Here is a 14,032-nt window from a genome sequence, read left to right as displayed (position 1 = left end):
CTCGACGCCCAACGCGAACGCCTGGCCGCCGAAGACGCCCAGGCCCAGGCCGAAGTGGACCTGTATCGCGGGATCGTTGCGATCTACAAGGCCTTGGGTGGTGGCTGGCAGCCGGACACGGTGGTCGCCAGCGGCAAGTGAGGTAAAGAGCTCCTTTGGTTGGTCGCATCCAGCCAATTTTTAGCCCTGCGGTCCATTCGGCCGCGGGGCTTTTTTTTGGATGGCTGAGCCTATTAGTCCCTGGGGTTCAAGGTGTCTTCACCGGCGGGGGTCAATTTCCTGAAGAAAGGCCCGCTCTCGTTGATCTGTGCCAAGGCATACAGCGTGCGCGCCAGCCGACCGTTACCATCGCCATAGGGGTGATAACGAACCGCTGCTGCGAACAGACCCTGCGCCATCGGTAATTTGCCTTGCTGTGCGCTCCCCGCGAGCTGAGGCAGCATCCTGGCAAAGCCTGCCCGCCCTATTCGCGATGCCATGAATACCGGATCACTGCTGGAGCGAAAGACACGGTAGGGCTCGCCCGGTGACGGTTGATAGATCTCGGCATGAATACGGTCAATCTGGTTTAAATCCGAGAGGTCGGAATTTTGATTGCGCAGCAGCACATTAGTCACCTCTTCTTCAGTCAATCCACTTGAACGGCTTTCACCGACAATCCATTTCGCCGCCTGTTGCTGCGGGTTGCCTAAAACCAATTCAGTTGAAACCACCGGTGGTTTTTCAAGCATGGCTTGCAGCGCATTATCGGTCTTGCTCAGGCGATCACGATCCTTCGCCAGACGCCGCAGGCCATGGCCGATCTCGCTCTGCAAGCTTCCCCAGGCAAAGCGTTGCCTCGGGACACCAAGGCCGTCCAGTTCGAGGTTGTCGCGGATGGTCTGGGCCACTGTGGCCTTGCTCGTCGCGCCAATCAGGCTCTGGACACTTTCTTCGCTCAGCAATCGGTTTACCAGGTAATTGATTTTGTTCTTGTCTGAGAGCGCCGCCCAGGTTTTAGGGCCGATTATCTGTGATTCGAAGGAATATACGGGCGTGGGTTGAGCCGCTTGGCGGTTCGCTTTGCGGTTATCAAAATCCTTACCGCCGAGACGCGCGATCGCTGGTGTAGGCTTGTGGGGTTCGAGCGCAGCCACGTTTAACGGCGCAACAGCCGGCTGCGCAATCGCCGGCTTGTGCCAACCGTGGCTCAGAATGTGACCTCCCGCAATGAATTCGTCAGGCGGCGGCGTACGAAAGCCACTGAAGGCATTCTCCGCCAGCTCCAAGTTGAAGAAGTCCTTGTACTTGATGAACGTCCTCGCGTTAGCTGTCTGATAGAGCCCCATTAGTGCCGGCTCCGGTAAAATAAACGGTTCCGAGAGCGACGGCATGCCTTTGCCGGCAAACTGCGGGGCGGTAAGGTCAAAGGCGTACGTCTTGCCGTCAAGATCACCGATGGGGAAGAAGTGGTTCGTCACACCGTCAGGATTAGGCGAGTTCCAGATCAACATCGCTCGAAACTTGATGTTGGTAAACTCGTTGGCGCGCATGAACTGCGCGACGATTCCCGCCGCCTTCGCGCACTGGCCCGCAGGCGCCATAAAGGCCTCGCTCAGGTGTGGATTGCTGCGAAATTTGCTCATGTAACCGTGCATCTTAAGAGGCAGCTCACGGGAGGGGTTGGCTCCAATCTCGCGAAATGGCTCAACCCTGGTGTCAATGATGGGCGCTTGGGCCGGCACCGTGGGTTTTATGGGGAGCGGTTTTTTCGGCACTGCCACCTCTGGCGACAGTCGCTTTTCAGTGATTTTTTCCAGGGCCATGAACCTATTGTTGTTTGCGCCCTGAAGCTCGGACAAGGCATAAAGCACCCTGGCCAAGACGTCGTTGTTGGTTGCAAACGGCTGGTAGCTCTGGGTTAGCGCGAAGAGCCACGCTGCAGGGGAAAGCCCTTCGGGGACCTGAAATAGCTTCAAGCTTTTTTCGTATGCTCCATGGGCAATGTCAGTCCCAACCGAAGTGACTTGCCCGCTGGGACGGAATCCGCCAGCGAGGATGCGATCGCCCTTGCCGGACAGCGCCCCATGAATAGCGTCAATTACCTTTATGCTGGTCAGATCCGCCTGCCGGAACTGCTCGATAGTCTGAATTATCCGCTCTTGCGGTACCTTGCTCAGGCTGGTCGACGCCACCCATGTGGCCGCGCCCTTTTCAGGCGGGAGATTAATCTCTTGCGTCTTGAGCGTTGGAGGGTGATCCCTCAGTGTTTGTACGAACTGATCGACTTCATCCAGACGTTTTGAGTCGGCCTCAAGCCTGCTCCGTGCGAGACGGGCCTCCACTCGCTCACTTCGCCAGCCAAACTGCTGTTTGGCGGCGCCGGTACTTTCCAATCTCAGATTATTGGCGATTGACTGTCTGACGGCCTGCTCACTGGTTCGCGCAGTGAGCTTCCTGGCAACCCGGGAGTTCACCACTTTGGTTGACAGCCGCTCGATCCGACCTTCGCTGTCCAGTTTGCTCCAGGGCAAGGGCTTGCCGGCACCACGTAAGGTTGACGATAGCGAATTCGCCGCCTGGGAGGGCGCGTTTAAACCGCTGGAGCCTGCCTTCTGACTGATTGCCGGAACAAGGCGAGCCGAGCCGCTGGACGCGAAGCCTGCGGCGGCAGACTGAGCGCCAAATTTCTTCACAAGCGCCTCATTAATGATGCGAAAGGTCTCAGGACGGATAATGTACTCGTTGGTAGAACGGTGATACTTCAGCATCGCCGCCAAGTCGCGGCCCTTCCCGATTGTGGCGATCGTCGGGCCTAAGGCCATTGATACCCCGGTTGTAATCATGGAAGTAAACGCCCGCTTGTTCGCGGCATCTCGCTCAGTCGGGTCATCGCTGATGGCGCCTTGCAGGCCACTCACGCCGGCGCTGGCGCCAATCACCAGGCTCGGCGCGGCGTAGCCCAGCGCCCTGGCCAGGAAGGAGCCAGTCCCACTGGACATGGCGAGTGACAGGTAGCCAAAGAGTTCGAGAAGTCCTTGCATGACCTTCAGGCCCTCGAGCCCGTAACGCTCCCAATCGGTAAAGATGAGCGTATCAATATCGGACGCAATACGATCCATGTTCGCCTCGAACAGGCGTTCACTCAGTTTCTTGACATTGTCACTGGTTTCGAAAGACAACGGTTTGGTAACGACCCGCCCACCATTGCGCCCCATGCCGATCTGAGCATTAGTGGAGTACTTAGTCTTGGTGACCTCGAACGCAGCAGGGTTTCTCGATGTCTTGACTTGCTCAATAATCGGCAACTTCATGAGAATCCATTTTTTGAACTCTGGATCCGAGGGATAACCGGGCATGTTTTCCTCTCGCAAGGCCCCGAACTTCCAGTACCGGTTGACCTTTTCTCCGATAAAGAAACAGGCATCATCGTCCACGCTGCACAAGAGTGCTGTTTGCCCCTGCGTCACCGCAAATACGCCGTTGACGTTCGCACCATGAAACTTCACTTGGGAGGCCTGTAAGTCGCCATTCAGGAAGTCGGCCATCAGCTTATGGCCAGGGTGCGTCAGAGGTGTAGTCTCAAGGTAATTGAGTCCGGCATTCATAATCCTGCCTTGGTAGAAGGACGCCGTCCTGGATTTAATCTCCGGTTGCGTTTTATAGGCTTTGAAATCGGCCTCCAGCTTGGCCTGTATCGCGTCTTTCCCGATAAATTCGATCAGTCTCTGATGCTCGACGCCGACCACTTTATAAGTCTGCCCGAAGGGTCCACGCATCAACCCGACGTCTCTCTTGTGGGCGTCCAATACAACCTCTTTGAGCGAGTAGTTTTTGAAGTGCTTCCTGACCGCTGTGCGATGGAGATTGGGGTCGTGCGGTTGCACTTCGTTGTACTGCACGCGCAGTGAACTTTGCGGACTCAGATGCGTGATGATGCCGGTTTGCTTTTCATACTCGCTGATGCGTTGCTCAATGATGTCGTCCACGGCGGCAGAGGGATTCAGAATCGGCGCGTACAGAGCGACCATCATCTCTACGCTGTCGGCGGCAAGGGTCCCAATATTTTCGTCCAACTGTTTTGCGTAGGCCGCTTGTAAACTCGCTTCCTTGACGTCGAATCGCGTCAACCCCAGATTGATTGCGCTCGCCAGCGACTGGTCATCCACTGAATCGGGTATACCTCCGCCTTTTCGAATCACATCGCCAACGACTTGGCCATCCACGTCGACCTTTTCGCTCAAGAGCGCTTTGATCCGGGCCTGTGAGGTTTCAGGATCGTCTCCATTTGACGAAGCACTGCGGCGTGAGCGCGAGCCACTGCCGCCCAGCGCATCCTGCAGCATCTGCCCGACCAACGCGTCCGGATGACCGGGCAACGACTTGCCAAGGGCCATATCCACCTCTATCGCCAGTTGCGTCCGACCGTCCCGTGTCGCAGGCTCGTCAAGCGCACCGGACGGCGGCAGGAACCAGTGGTTGTAAAAACTGCTGACGGCGGCGTAGGCAGCAAGCGCGCCCAATGCACGCCCCGGGTTTTGTTCAACGGCATTGCCGACGCGTTGGGTCATCAGCAGCCCGGTTGTGAACAACCAGTTTCCAATCGTCGCCAAACCTTGTTGCACGGCCTGCTGATAGCCTGGGGACTCAATACGCTGAGTCGTTTCCCGGTACACGTCGTTGTACATCAGGCCGTCACTGCCTGGTGCAGAAGGGCTGGCTTTTGCAGCCAGGTCCATGAGCCGGGTGTGGACTTCTTCCAACTCCACGGCATCAGTGCCAGGCAGGCTCAACGCTGAGTCGATGTGACTGAGGACCTTGCGGACATGCGTGGCAAACCCTTGCAGCCACGGCTCGCCGGCGGTTCTGGCCGCTGCGCTTTTTTCGCGCAGGTCATCGACTATATTCGTACCATGGTCAAGCGCTGCGGCCTGCAACGCGTCTTCGTGATACAACCTCGCCTGATCCGCAGGCAACCTTGGCAGGCGCACACACTGCTGGGCAAACACGCCTTGAGCGACACTGGCAGCGTCGGCAAGGTTCTCACCCGCTTGCTGGATGACCCGATACGTCGTGAGGTTCAACAACGGCAGGAACGGTACCGTGTCCCTTGCGAAGGCCTCGCCGACATCTATGGCGAAAGCAAATTTTGCAGCCTCAAAGCGCTCTTTCAGTTGATCGACATGCGCTCTAGACACGGCGGCCTTGTCGCCACTGAGGCCTTTGAGCCGGTCCTGTGCATCCATGACCTGTTCGCCCATCAACGAAAGGGCTTCAGCTCTAGCGAGGGGAATGTAGCGCTGGGTCAGTCGACTCAAGCGCGCATTTGCCTTCCAGGCTTGTTGCAGGGCGCGATTGGGAATATGCCCTGGTTGATGGCCCGAGCCGGCCATTTTCATCCACACAAGCCAATCCTTGATTTTCTGGCCAGTACTCAACGGGTGCGGACGAACGTCTTCGTAACCGGCGAACCTCATGTGGTACTGATAGCATTCCAATTCGCGCTTTATTTCCCCGCGCAATTGAACAAGCTCCTGCCCGTGCGAACTCTTCTCAGCGGGGGCATCAACGTGCCTATTCCCCGTCGCCGATGCGCGGGTGCCGAAAGCCGGGTTATCGCCCAGGGTCTGCCGGTCGATGGTGCGCAGATGGACAGTGTTTGGAATAGGCATCGAGTGCGTTCTTGAGCAGCGAAAGATGCTCAAAGAGTTGCCGTTTTTTATTCAGCGCCGTATCAGATATTTCTCAATAATCCGCAGGATCAAGCCTGCGTATCCCGCTCATTTTGTTTCCTGGATGCGGTTGATGATGGTCACGGGATATTCAGGAACCGCGCACTAAAATCGGCTGGCCTGGCACAAGATCAAACTTCGGTAATGTCCCGGATTCGACCCTGACCATTTACGAAACGCTTTATAAAACGAACTGGTATCGGCAAAACCCAACCGCTCGGCAATCTCTGCAAAGCTGATCTGCGGTTCCGCCAGCCACACAATCGCCAACTCCTTGCGCACGCTGTCTTTGAGGCCTTGATAGGTCTGCGCTTCTTCCGCCAGGCGACGGCGCAATGTGGAAGCGGAGATACACAGCGTCGCCGCCAGGCTGTCGGTTTCCGGCCAGGTGTCGGGGGGCATTTGGCGCAGGTCGTGCTTGATTCGGGTGGCAAGGCTTTCCGGGTCGCGGTATTTGACCAGGATATTGGCCGGTGCCTGGCTGAGAAAGCGTTGCAGTTCCTGCGCGGTACGCTTGATCGGCAGGTCCAGGCACTCGGCGGAAAAGATCATGCGGGTGCGTGGCCGATCAAAGCGCAGGTTGTCGGAAAACATCACCTGGTAATCATCACAAAAGTCCGGCCGTGCGCAGCGCAATTCAATGGCCAGGATCGGGATGCGTCGCCCCGCCAGCCAGCAGGCGACGCCGTGAACGATCATCCAATAGGTGAAATAGGTGAACGCGCGCTTGGGTTCAGGCTCCGGCTCAAGCAATACGATTTGCGCCAGGCTCTGTTGGCGCACCAACTGGGCCGGCAGGCGCTCAAGCATCAGCGAAAGAAAATCCAGGCCGGTTTCCAGGCCCGCCGCCAGGTGGGGTTGTGCCATGGCGGCACGACACAGGAACGCCAGGCTGCCGGATTTGAGCTTGCGCGGGTCCATGCCAAAAAACTCGTCATCCCTGCGCCGCGCCAGCAAACGCCACAAGCGCGCATAGGCCGTGGCGGCAACGCGCGCGTCGGGCTGTTCCAGCAACGACGGGGCAATCCCGACTTTGCTTAACGCCTCAACGGTGGCCGCTCCGGGCGCGCAGCTCTGCAACAGGGCTTCACGCACGAGGTGGATGGAAATGGTGTCTTTTTCCGACATGGGATGTAGGCCAGTCCGACTGCGCTTCAGGGTGGCCTCATGATAAGGGCGGTTGCGCTTCGCCACCACCGTTCAGCCCAGGTTCAGCAAAGGTCAATATTTCTTGTTTAGCAATGAGTATCATTATGTTACAACTTAGCTTCCTATCTAGTTACGCTTGGTGCCCGATGCTCGTTCCTTTTTTAATCATGCTGCGCGAAGGGATCGAAGCGGCGCTGATCGTTGGCATCATCGCCAGCTACCTGCAACAGACCGGACGCGGCCAGTGGATGCCCGCCGTGTGGATCGGTGTTTTCCTGGCGGCGGCGCTGGCCTTGCTGGTGGGTGGCGGGCTGGAACTGGTCAGCGCCGAATTCCCGCAAAAACAGCAGGAATTGTTCGAGGGTATCGTCGGACTGGTCGCGGTGGGCATCCTCAGTTCCATGGTGTTCTGGATGCGCAAGGTGGCGCGCTCCATCAAACATTCGCTGCATGAGTCTCTCGACCACGCCTTGGCCGGCTCCAGGCATCAAGTCGTTGCGCTGATCGCCATGGTGTTTTTCGCCGTGGCGCGCGAAGGGCTGGAAACGGTGTTCTTCCTTCTCGCCGTATTCCAGCAAAGCGAAGGCCCCGGCGCGCCGGTGGGCGCCCTGCTCGGCCTGATCCTGGCGATTATCGTGGGCTTTTTGATCTATTCCGGGAGCATGCGCCTGAACCTCGGCGCGTTCTTCCGCTGGACCGGCCTGTTTATCCTGGTGGTGGCGGCCGGCATCCTCGCCAACTCGGTGCAGGCCCTGCATGAAGCGGGCGTGTGGAATCACCTGCAAACCGTGCTGTTCGATTTCAGCGCCGCGTTGCCGATGGACAGCCCGCTAGGCTCAGTGCTTGCCGGCATGTTCGGGTATCAGGAAGCACCGACGGTGAGCACGCTCGGCGCCTACCTGATTTATTTGGTGGTGGCGCTGGTGATGTTCTTCCTGCCCTCGCCTTCCGCCCGGCCTGTCACCCCACCTTCTTCCCTCTCCAGCCAGTAAGGACCGCCTCTTGTCCAGCCCAACTCCTCAACCGGCCCCGCCGTCCCGTGCGCTGCGCTGGGCCCTGGCCGGCTCGGTGGTCGTGATGATCGCCGCCGGTGGCCTGTTCTATTACGCCTCGCAACTGGCCGCGAGCAAGCGCCAGGCCAACCATAACGAAATCGCGGTGACGATCCACGGCCACGCTTGCGAGCCCAACGCACTGACGGTGCCGGCCGGGCGCGCGAGCTTTCGCATCATCAACCGTTCCGATCGTGCGGTGGAATGGGAAATCCTCGACGGCGTTCTAGTCGTCGAAGAACGTGAAAATATCGCCCCGGGCCTGAGCCAAGTGATCAACGCCAACCTGCTGCCCGGCGACTACGCGATCACCTGCGGCCTGCTGAGCAACCCACGCGGCACCTTGCATGTAACCCCTACCGCCGAGTCCGACGCCCAGGCCAAGGCCAAGCCGTCGATGGTGGCGTTTATCGGGCCGCTGTCGGAGTTCCGCGTTTACCTGAGCGGCCAGGGCAGCGCGCTGGTCAAAGCGGTAACCGCGTTGCAGCAGGCAATCGATACCGGCGACCTGGCCCAGGCCCAGGCCCTGTATGTACCGGCCCGCGAGGCCTACCAACGGTTGGCGCCGGCCTCGCAACGGTTGGCCGAACTGGACAACGCAATCAACGCCCGCGCCGACTACTTTGAAAAACGCGAGCAAGACCCGGCCTTCAGCGGCTTCCATCGCCTTGAATACAGCCTGTTCCAGCAGCACAGCCTCGATGGCCTGGCGCCCGTAGCGCAGCGGCTGGTCAACGACGTCACCACGCTCAAGCAACAGCTGCTGGCTCAATCCCTGCCGCCGGAGCAACTGGTGAGCATTGTGGTGCGCAACCTCAATAGCCTGGCCGACGTACGTGCCGCCAGCGGTGAAGAAGAACGCTACAGCCATATCGACCTCAACGGTTTCGCCGCCAACCTGCAAGTGGCGCACAAAGTGGTCGACCTGATGCGTCCGTTGTTGACTCAGTCGGCTGCGGACCTCGTACCGAACGTCGACGGTGCGCTGGCCGCCTTCGACGCCGAGCTTGCCGTGTTCAAAGTCGGCGACAGCTACAGCCGCTACGACAGCGTAACGGCCAATCAGCGCAAGCAGATCGCCGACAAGGCCAAGGCACTGGCCGCCGCACTCGATGGAATCGACCCCGCCCTTGGCCTTTCCGGCCTGCAGTGAGACGAACGCAAACATGAGTGATTCACAACAGTTTGACCTTCAACGTCGCCGCGTCCTGCTGGGCATGGCGGCGACCGGCGCGGCCATCGCCGGCAGCACCCTGGCCTGCCCGGCCATGGCGGTGGCCGCCGAACAAGTCACCACCGCACCGCGCAGTGACAAAACCCAGGACCACCAGGCTTTTTTCGGCCGGCATCAAAGCGGGATCGTCACCCCGCGCCCGGCCTGCGGCATGGTCGTGGCATTCGACGTGCTGGCCAGCGACCGTGAAGATTTGGAGCGGCTCTTTCGGACGTTGAACGAGCGCATCGCGTTCCTGATGAGCGGCGGTACCGTGCCGCAAGTCGACCCGAAACTGCCGCCTACCGATTCCGGCATCCTCGGCCCGGTGGTGACGCCGGATAACCTGACCATCACCGTGTCCGTCGGCGAGTCGTTGTTCGATGAGCGCTTCGGCCTCAGCGCAGCCAAACCCAAGCGCCTGATCCGCATGGTCGGCTTCCCCAACGACGCGCTGGAGCCGGCCCAGTGCCACGGCGACTTGAGCCTGCAGTTCAGCTCCAACACACCGGACACTAATATTCACGCCCTGCGCGACATCGTGAAGAACCTGCCGGACCTGCTGCTGGTGCGCTGGAAACAAGAAGGCAGCGTACCGCCCCAGGCGCCGGCCAAACCCGGCGAACCTGCGCAAAGTGCGCGCAACTTCCTCGGCTTTCGCGATGGCTCGGCCAACCCCGATTCCAACGACGCCAAGGCCATGGACCGCATCGTCTGGGTTCAAACCGGCAGCGACGAACCCGCCTGGGCCGCCCATGGCAGCTACCAGGCGGTGCGAATCATCCGCAACTTTGTCGAGCGTTGGGACCGTACCCCGTTGCAAGAACAGGAAAGCATCATTGGCCGCGTCAAACCCACCGGCGCGCCGATGGATGGCGACAAAGAAACCCAGGTGCCCGATTACAGCAAGGACCCGGAGGGCAAGCTGACCAAGCTCGACGCCCACATTCGCCTGGCCAACCCGCGCACCGCGCAGACCCAGGCCAACCTGATCCTGCGGCGGCCGTTCAACTACTCCAACGGCGTCAATAAAAACGGTCAGCTGGACATGGGGCTGTTGTTCATCTGTTACCAGGCTGATCTGGAAAAAGGCTTTATCAGCGTGCAAACCCGGCTCAACGGCGAGCCCCTGGAGGAATACCTCAAGCCCGTGGGCGGCGGTTACTTCTTCACCTTGCCGGGGGTCACGGGGCCTGACGATTTCATTGGGCGCACGCTGCTCGCGGCAACGCACCCGCAAACCACTGTCCCCACCTGAAACATACTTAGAGCGGATACCGTCCCATGAAGAAGTCGACCCTCGCGTTGTCGCTGCTGCTGACCCTTTCGCCACTGGCCGCCTTTGCCGCCACGGCGCCACTGGACCTGGTAGGTCCGGTGTCGGACTACAAAATCTACGTCACCGAAGAGATCGGTGAATTGGTCACCCAAACCCAGGCGTTCACCGCCGCCGTGAAACAGGGCGACCTGGCCGGAGCCAGGAAACTCTATGCGCCAACGCGTGTGCATTATGAGGCCATCGAGCCGATCGCTGAGCTGTTCAGCGACCTCGACGCGTCCATCGACTCACGTGTCGACGATCACGAAAAAGGCGTGAAGGCCGAAGACTTCACCGGCTTTCACCGCATCGAGTACAGCCTGTTCTCCGAAAACACCACCCAGGGCCTTGATGCCCTCGCCGACAAGCTCAACGGCGATGTGCTCGACCTGAAAACCCGCGTGGATGGCCTGACCTTCCCACCGGAAAAAGTCGTCGGCGGTGCCGCCGCGCTGCTCGAAGAAGTCGCCGCCACCAAGATTTCCGGCGAAGAAGACCGTTACAGCCATACCGACTTGTATGACTTCCAGGGCAACATCGACGGTGCGAAGAAAATCGTTGACCTGTTCCGTGGCCAGATCGAGAAACAAGACAAGGCGTTCCTGGCCAAGGTCGACAAGAACTTTGCCACCGTGGACAAGATCCTGGCCAAGTACAAGACCCCGGACGGTGGCTTTGAGACCTACGACAAGGTCAAGGAAAACGACCGCAAGGCCTTGGTGGGGCCGGTCAATACCTTGGCTGAAGACTTGTCGATGCTGCGCGGTAAGTTGGGCCTGAACTAAGCCGCCGCGCAAAAAAACACCCAGGCCCCCGAAGGACGCCTGGGTGTTTTATTGGCCAACCGGTTTTATAGGATTCGGTACAACAATCTCTCGATACGCACCCTGCTCACCCGCCGCAGGAACTTGCCCACCGCGGCCGGATAATCCACCAGTGTCTGCAGTTGCTGGTAACCGGCAATGCGCGTGGCGTGCTGGAAAATCTGCGCCAATTCCTGCGCCCGCGGCGCCAACCATTGACCCTTGGGGTCGTCGATCAGCAAGGCGTTTTCCAGGTCGAGCCGGAACGCACGGGGGTTGAGGTTGTTGCCGGTCAACAAGGTGTAGCGCTCGTCCACCCACATGCCTTTAAGGTGGTAGCTGTTGTCCCCGTCATGCCACAGGTGCAGGTTCAACTGGCCGCTGTCGATCATCGGCTGATGGCGCTTGGCAAAGCGACGCAGGCTGATCTCATACAGATAAGGCAATGCTGCGATGACCTTGAAGGGTTCGCTGGGCGGGATGTAGAAATCGTTGGCGGTCTTGTCGCCGACGATGATGTCGATCTTCACCCCACGCGCCAGGGCCCGGTTAATCTCACGGGTCACCGGCAGCGGCAGGTTGAAGTACGGGGTGCAGATGGTCAACTGCTGCTGGGCGCCGGCGATCAGCTCCAGGATGACTCGGCTGAGCGGGTTGTTCTTGCCGACACCGAGCAACGGGCTGACTTGCAGGTGCCCATTGGGCAACTGCCCGGCACTGGTGTCATACGACGCATGTTTGAGACGGCTGCGCAGGTCGCCGATGTCGTTGCGCAGGCTGCGGGTGGTGGGCGGGTTGGGCAGGTCGAGGCGGTGTACCGCCTTGGACGCTACTAGCCCATGCTCGACCAGGTGCTGCATGGAATCGGCCAGCGGCTGGCTGTGGATCAGGTGATAACGGTCGAAGCGGTACTTATCGAACTTGTGCAGGTACACGTTGTTCAAGCTGGCTCCGCTGTACAGCACCGTGTCGTCGATCACAAAGCCCTTGAGGTGCAACACGCCGAACAGCTCGCGGGTTTGCACCGGAACGCCGTAAACCGGCACTTCACTGGCGTGACTTTCGGTCATGGCCTGGTACCAGGCGCTGTTGCCCGGCTGCTTGCCGGCGCCGATCAGCCCACGCTGGGCGCGCAACCAGTCGACCACCACCACGATGTCCAACCCCGGCCGCGCGGCCTTGGCGGCGTGCAGTGCGTCGTAGATCTCCTGCCCCGCTTCATCCTGCTGCAAGTACAGCGCAACGATGTAGATGCGCCGAGTGGCCTGGGGGATTTTCTCCAGCAGGCATCGACGATAGGCAGCGGCGCCGGACAGCACCTCGATGGCATCGGTGGACAGCGGGAAACCGCGCAGTTTAGGCAACAGGGAGCGTTTGAAGAACGACGGCATAAGGCTCGCAATGGGTCGAATCCGAAGAGGCCCAAAGCTTACACCATGGGGCAGCTCAGGTCTTGTCGGCCCGTATCGAAAAAGCTCATTGACCAAGAAGAACGATCGTTCTACTGTAAGGGCCATGAACGATATGACGAATAACGAAACCCGCGACATTATTCTCGACGTTACCGAGAAGTTGATTTATCGCCACGGCATCGCTGCCACCGGCATGGACTTACTGGTGAAAACCGCCGGCGTCTCGAGAAAAAGTATTTATCGCTACTTCAGCAACAAGGATGAGCTGGTAGTGGCCGCCCTGCAGCGCCGCGACGAACGCTGGCTGCGATGGCTGCGTACTGAAGTGGAGCGCAGCGACGACAGTGGCGAGCGCCTGCTGGCAGTGTTCGGCGCCCTGAAAAGCTGGTTCGGCTCGGCGGACTTTCGCGGCTGCGCCTTTATCAATACCAGCGGCGAAACCGGCGACGCACAAGCCCCGGTACGCCTGCTGGCCAAGGCCCACAAACAAAAACTGTTCGAGTACGCATTTGAACTGTGTCAAGCACATGGCACCCCCGACCCGGAGCGGCAGGCTGCGCAGCTGCTGATTTTGATCGATGGCGCCATTACCGTCGCCCTGGTGATGGGTGATTCAACGGCGGCCGATAATGCGCAAGACATGGCGCGAACATTATTGGGGCTTTGAACCACAGGCCTGGGGATTTTAGATCCACTTTATTGTATTCAGGAGCCGCTCAATGTCCTCTAACGCAGAAATACGTCCACCACTGCCGCCCTTTACCCGCGAGTCGGCCATCGAAAAAGTGCGCCTGGCCGAAGACGGCTGGAACTCACGCGACCCGCAGCGGGTTTCACTGGCGTACACGCTGGATACCCAATGGCGCAACCGTGCCGAGTTTGCCCATAACCGCGAAGAAGCAAAGGGTTTCCTCACGCGTAAATGGGCCAGGGAGCTGGATTATCGGCTGATCAAAGAACTATGGGCGTTCACCGATAACCGCATTGCCGTGCGCTATGCCTATGAATGGCACGATGACTCCGGCAACTGGTTTCGTTCGTACGGTAATGAAAACTGGGAATTCGATGAGAACGGCCTGATGGCCAACCGTTTCGCATGCATCAACGATCTGCCGATCAAGGAAAGTGAACGCAAGTTCCACTGGCCGCTGGGGCGACGCCCCGATGATCATCCGGGCTTGTCCGACCTGGGCTTGTAGGCTCAACCCGGCCCGTGAAATATGCGAGCGGGCTTGCCGTGGCAAGCCCCAATGCCAGTCAGTTAAGCGCTAGAGCAGGCAACCGTCGGCCTGTGGCGAGGGAGCTTGCTCCCGCTGGGCCGCGAAGCGACCCCAGAAAATGGGACTGCTGCGCAGTCCAGCGGGAGCAAGCTCC

10 protein-coding genes are annotated in these 14,032 nt (G+C 59.4%); 7 read left to right on the top strand and 3 right to left on the bottom strand.

Translation table 11 applies throughout. The features are described 5' to 3' along the window. A partial coding sequence (locus Q1V60_RS08330; RefSeq protein WP_300629171.1) for a hypothetical protein occupies nucleotides 1-141 on the top strand: 141 nt, incomplete at its 5' end. Between the two features lie 92 nt (nucleotides 142-233). Here Q1V60_RS08330 and Q1V60_RS08325 read toward each other — a convergent pair. Then, on the bottom strand, nucleotides 234-5,651 hold the full coding sequence (locus Q1V60_RS08325; protein WP_300629167.1) for a hypothetical protein: 5,418 nt from the start codon (nucleotides 5,649-5,651) through the stop codon (nucleotides 234-236). Between the two features lie 165 nt (nucleotides 5,652-5,816). Beyond that, the gene (locus Q1V60_RS08320) at nucleotides 5,817-6,839 is read right to left on the bottom strand and encodes an AraC family transcriptional regulator (RefSeq protein ID WP_300629166.1); all 1,023 of its coding nucleotides are present in this window, start codon (nucleotides 6,837-6,839) and stop codon (nucleotides 5,817-5,819) included. A gap of 167 nt (nucleotides 6,840-7,006) precedes the next feature. Here Q1V60_RS08320 and efeU point away from each other — a divergent pair, with 167 nt between their 5' ends. The 4 genes from efeU to efeO (Q1V60_RS08300) are packed head-to-tail and all read left to right on the top strand — an operon-like array spanning nucleotide 7,007 to nucleotide 11,228. Further along, the gene (gene efeU / locus Q1V60_RS08315; protein WP_300629165.1) at nucleotides 7,007-7,852 is read left to right on the top strand and encodes an iron uptake transporter permease EfeU; all 846 of its coding nucleotides are present in this window, start codon (nucleotides 7,007-7,009) and stop codon (nucleotides 7,850-7,852) included. A gap of 10 nt (nucleotides 7,853-7,862) precedes the next feature. Next, nucleotides 7,863-9,065, top strand: coding sequence for an iron uptake system protein EfeO (efeO, locus tag Q1V60_RS08310; protein ID WP_300629163.1), 1,203 nt, complete (start codon nucleotides 7,863-7,865; stop codon nucleotides 9,063-9,065). Between the two features lie 13 nt (nucleotides 9,066-9,078). Then, nucleotides 9,079-10,383, top strand: a complete 1,305-nt coding sequence (gene efeB, locus Q1V60_RS08305) for an iron uptake transporter deferrochelatase/peroxidase subunit (RefSeq protein WP_300629161.1) — start codon at nucleotides 9,079-9,081, stop codon at nucleotides 10,381-10,383. Nucleotides 10,384-10,409: 26 nt separating this feature from the next. Next, on the top strand, nucleotides 10,410-11,228 hold the full coding sequence (gene efeO / locus Q1V60_RS08300) for an iron uptake system protein EfeO (protein WP_300629159.1): 819 nt from the start codon (nucleotides 10,410-10,412) through the stop codon (nucleotides 11,226-11,228). Nucleotides 11,229-11,293: 65 nt separating this feature from the next. Here the strand turns inward: efeO (Q1V60_RS08300) and pssA are convergent, their stop codons facing one another. Beyond that, nucleotides 11,294-12,637 (bottom strand): CDP-diacylglycerol--serine O-phosphatidyltransferase, encoded by a 1,344-nt coding sequence (gene pssA / locus Q1V60_RS08295; protein WP_300629158.1) that lies wholly within the window; start codon nucleotides 12,635-12,637, stop codon nucleotides 11,294-11,296. A 124-nt stretch (nucleotides 12,638-12,761) separates the two neighbouring features. Between pssA and Q1V60_RS08290 the strand changes: the two genes are divergently transcribed. Together Q1V60_RS08290 and Q1V60_RS08285 are read left to right on the top strand one after the other, a co-directional pair. Beyond that, nucleotides 12,762-13,325, top strand: coding sequence for a TetR/AcrR family transcriptional regulator (locus tag Q1V60_RS08290; protein ID WP_300629169.1), 564 nt, complete (start codon nucleotides 12,762-12,764; stop codon nucleotides 13,323-13,325). A gap of 52 nt (nucleotides 13,326-13,377) precedes the next feature. Continuing rightward, on the top strand, nucleotides 13,378-13,857 hold the full coding sequence (locus Q1V60_RS08285) for a nuclear transport factor 2 family protein (protein ID WP_300629155.1): 480 nt from the start codon (nucleotides 13,378-13,380) through the stop codon (nucleotides 13,855-13,857). Nucleotides 13,858-14,032: the final 175 nt, after the last annotated feature.

The organism is Pseudomonas sp. (assembly GCF_030147005.1).
Lineage (GTDB): Bacteria > Pseudomonadota > Gammaproteobacteria > Pseudomonadales > Pseudomonadaceae > Aquipseudomonas.
This window is presented reverse-complemented; position numbering and strand designations above follow the sequence as displayed.